Annotated in this window: 2 protein-coding genes; one reads left to right on the top strand and one right to left on the bottom strand. The window is 54.2% G+C overall.

The window, feature by feature from the left end:
- The first annotated feature begins 1,206 nt into the window (after positions 1-1,206).
- Positions 1,207-1,332 carry a hypothetical protein gene (locus BMX55_RS16895; RefSeq protein WP_281242851.1) on the top strand — a complete coding sequence of 42 codons (126 nt, stop codon included), beginning with the start codon at positions 1,207-1,209 and terminating at the stop codon, positions 1,330-1,332.
- 364 nt (positions 1,333-1,696) lie between these two features.
- On the opposite strand, the gene BMX55_RS15970 is transcribed toward BMX55_RS16895, so the two are convergent.
- On the bottom strand, positions 1,697-2,242 hold the full coding sequence (locus tag BMX55_RS15970) for a hypothetical protein (RefSeq protein ID WP_091459418.1): 546 nt from the start codon (positions 2,240-2,242) through the stop codon (positions 1,697-1,699).
- Between the last annotated feature and the right edge of the window lie 384 nt (positions 2,243-2,626).

Genomic DNA, 2,626 nt, shown 5'->3' with positions numbered 1-2,626 from the left:
CCTACAACAGCAGGCACAGGAAAGCTGTTTAACGCTTTTTTAAGGGACGTTCGAGCCGCCGACGTTCCGCCCGGCTAAGAGTAGGAGCAACGGCCACCGGAGGAGGCACAGGAGCTGCCAAAGGTGGAGCGGTAAGCACAGGCTTTTGACGAGGTACAGGAGCTGGCACAGGTTCAGACACTGGCGCTGCAACGCAAGCCGCAGGGGCTTCAATTGGAGTTGTGCAAGTTGTTGATACTGAGACAAGCCCAGCCGCTTCGCGCCCTTCGGCAGGATGTTGGGCAGCAGGTTGAGAAAGTGTCCGCAGGTAAGCATCCAGAGCCACGCACAGCAGTGCATTGAGACTTATACCAAGGCGTTCACAGCGGGAACGGGCATCAGCTTCGAGGGCAGGAGGAAGACGGAGGGAAAAAGCCATACCGTCATTATGACGTCAAAGAAACGTCAGATGTTGATTGCTCTCCCCGTGATTACCAAGGGGGGAGATTGTCAGCGCTGCCAATGTGCCATCAAAATGACTGCACAACAAGGACGCGAGACAGGTGGTAGACATAGCGGCATCATACGCCAGCTTCCTGCCTCTGGTGGGCCGCCGCCGCGCTACGCTTTCCGTCAGCAACCCACCAGAGGCAGGAAGTCCAGCACCCATGACCCGCTTTGCCATGCCGTCATAAACCGGTTTTTGTGGGTTGGCTCGTAATTTCGCACTACTACCAAGCACGCCCAAGCACGCCCTAGCCCCTCCCCCCGGCCCCCCTCCCTGCAAGGTACTGTTTGGCCGGTGCTTGTTCCCCGTGCTGGACAACATCTCTGCCCACACCATAAAGGTGTGGACAGCCCTACGGGTGCAGATGTTGACCACACTCGAATTGGAGCCTACGGCCTGACGCGCTTCGCTTGCCGAACATCCATTTATAAAAAATTCCAAAGAAGGGACTTGTCCCCCCTTTTTGGCACTTGGCGCAGACCTGCTAGAGGGAGGGAGGGAGGGAGCTTCGGGCAAGCCAGACCCTAAGCGGCGATAAAAATCGCAGCTTGGGGCTTGCCCGGTGCCAAGACTGAGAACCTAGGTTTTGCCGTCGGTCGGTCGGTCGGTCACATACGGGGCTTGCAGCGACTCGGGAAGTCTGCAAGCTTCTGCATTCATGGGTTCCTGTCCCCACCTCATCCCCGGTTGCAGCTTTCGCCATCTCGGTGACGCTTCGGATGAGTTCCCGCTGTAGCGTCTCTTGGTTTGCCCGTGCCAGCCGAGAGCCGTTGAGCAGTGAGGGTGACAAGTCCGAAGAAGCTGTACCACTGCAAAAGGCCGACGTTCAACACGGCAAAAGGTGACAGCGAGGGGGCCTGTGGTTAAAATGATGCGCATGGCGCGCTGAATAACCCTCGCTGGGTGCCCTTATTCACCGCCTAGAGGCGCTGCAAGAAAATTCCACTCCTCTTGCAGTGCCTCCGCATTAGCGGCGAGCCAATGCCCACATTATGGCGCAAGCCAAGCCCCCCACCAACAGTTAAAGCCACATCATCGCCAGATTGATGCTGTATCGGCGCGCCTAGCGTTATCAGCCAAGCCTGATTTTTCAAGGTTAACCCTTGTTTGGGGTAGTGACCCATAGCTGCAAAAAGCGCCATCTATTCGATCAGAATTCCGAGCTGGGATAGAGACAAAAAACGCCCCTCTCAGGGGCGCTCTGTGTGATCACATGAACTCTGATGCATCAATTTTCTGATGCTTAGGAAGAGGGCCATGCTTTTCAATGAAGGCATCAAGAGCTCGTTGATTGATCTTCAAAGACTTCACTGGACGGTACCAAGCATCAAACTTGGCGACCGTGTGCTGAAAGATGCCAGTCTCTACCAGCGCTTCAACCAGTTCATTGTTGGCCTGCATAGTGTTGCGGTATGGGGAGTCTTTCGACAGAAAGAACGTTCGCAACATTGGATCGAGCCCATTCAAAATTTGGCCGTGCTCAAACTTGTCCAGTGTTTGTGCTCGTTGAGCAATGGCGATGTTCTTGGTGCCAAGACGTTTGAGAAGATCCACAAGCTGAAGAACATCGAACTTGGCATTGGGCTCTGCATTCAAGAAGAAGACGTAGCGGCCATCGGCACTCAAGAGTCGTGATTTGGAATGGATCTCGATAGGCTCTTCTTGGCCCTCAACGAGGGCTTCGTAGAGTTTAATTGGGACGACGGCAAAGATGCGAGTGTTGTTTTCGTCGGCAATAAATTGAACAGATTGCATAGGCTCTTTCAGGTGGATAACGGTCTACGGCGAAAAGATCTGCGTAAAACACGAAGTTTACACTGTAATTTTCGAAATTCCAATATCCTTGAATGAAAAATGAAATTCTCGTTTTTTGGAGTCTTCTGGCGATAACTCCCGATAACGTTCCCTTATCGAGGGCAGAAAACGAGGGTGAAAACAAGCACCGTAGGCCACCAGCCACGACCCGGCTATCGCGCTGCAACCCGCATGGCCGCAGTGTGATGCGGAGGCACCGACTGGCACGTAATGATGTTCCAGACTACCCCCTACAACAGCAGGCACAGGAAAGCTGTTTAACGCTTTTTTAAGGGACGTTCGAGCCGCCGACGTTCCGCCCGGCTAAGAGTAGGAGCAACGGCC

It is taken from the genome of Giesbergeria anulus, assembly GCF_900111115.1.
Classification (GTDB): Bacteria; Pseudomonadota; Gammaproteobacteria; order Burkholderiales; family Burkholderiaceae_C; genus Simplicispira; species Simplicispira anulus.
Note: the sequence above shows the minus strand (reverse complement) of the source record. Positions and strands in the feature narration are given on the sequence as shown.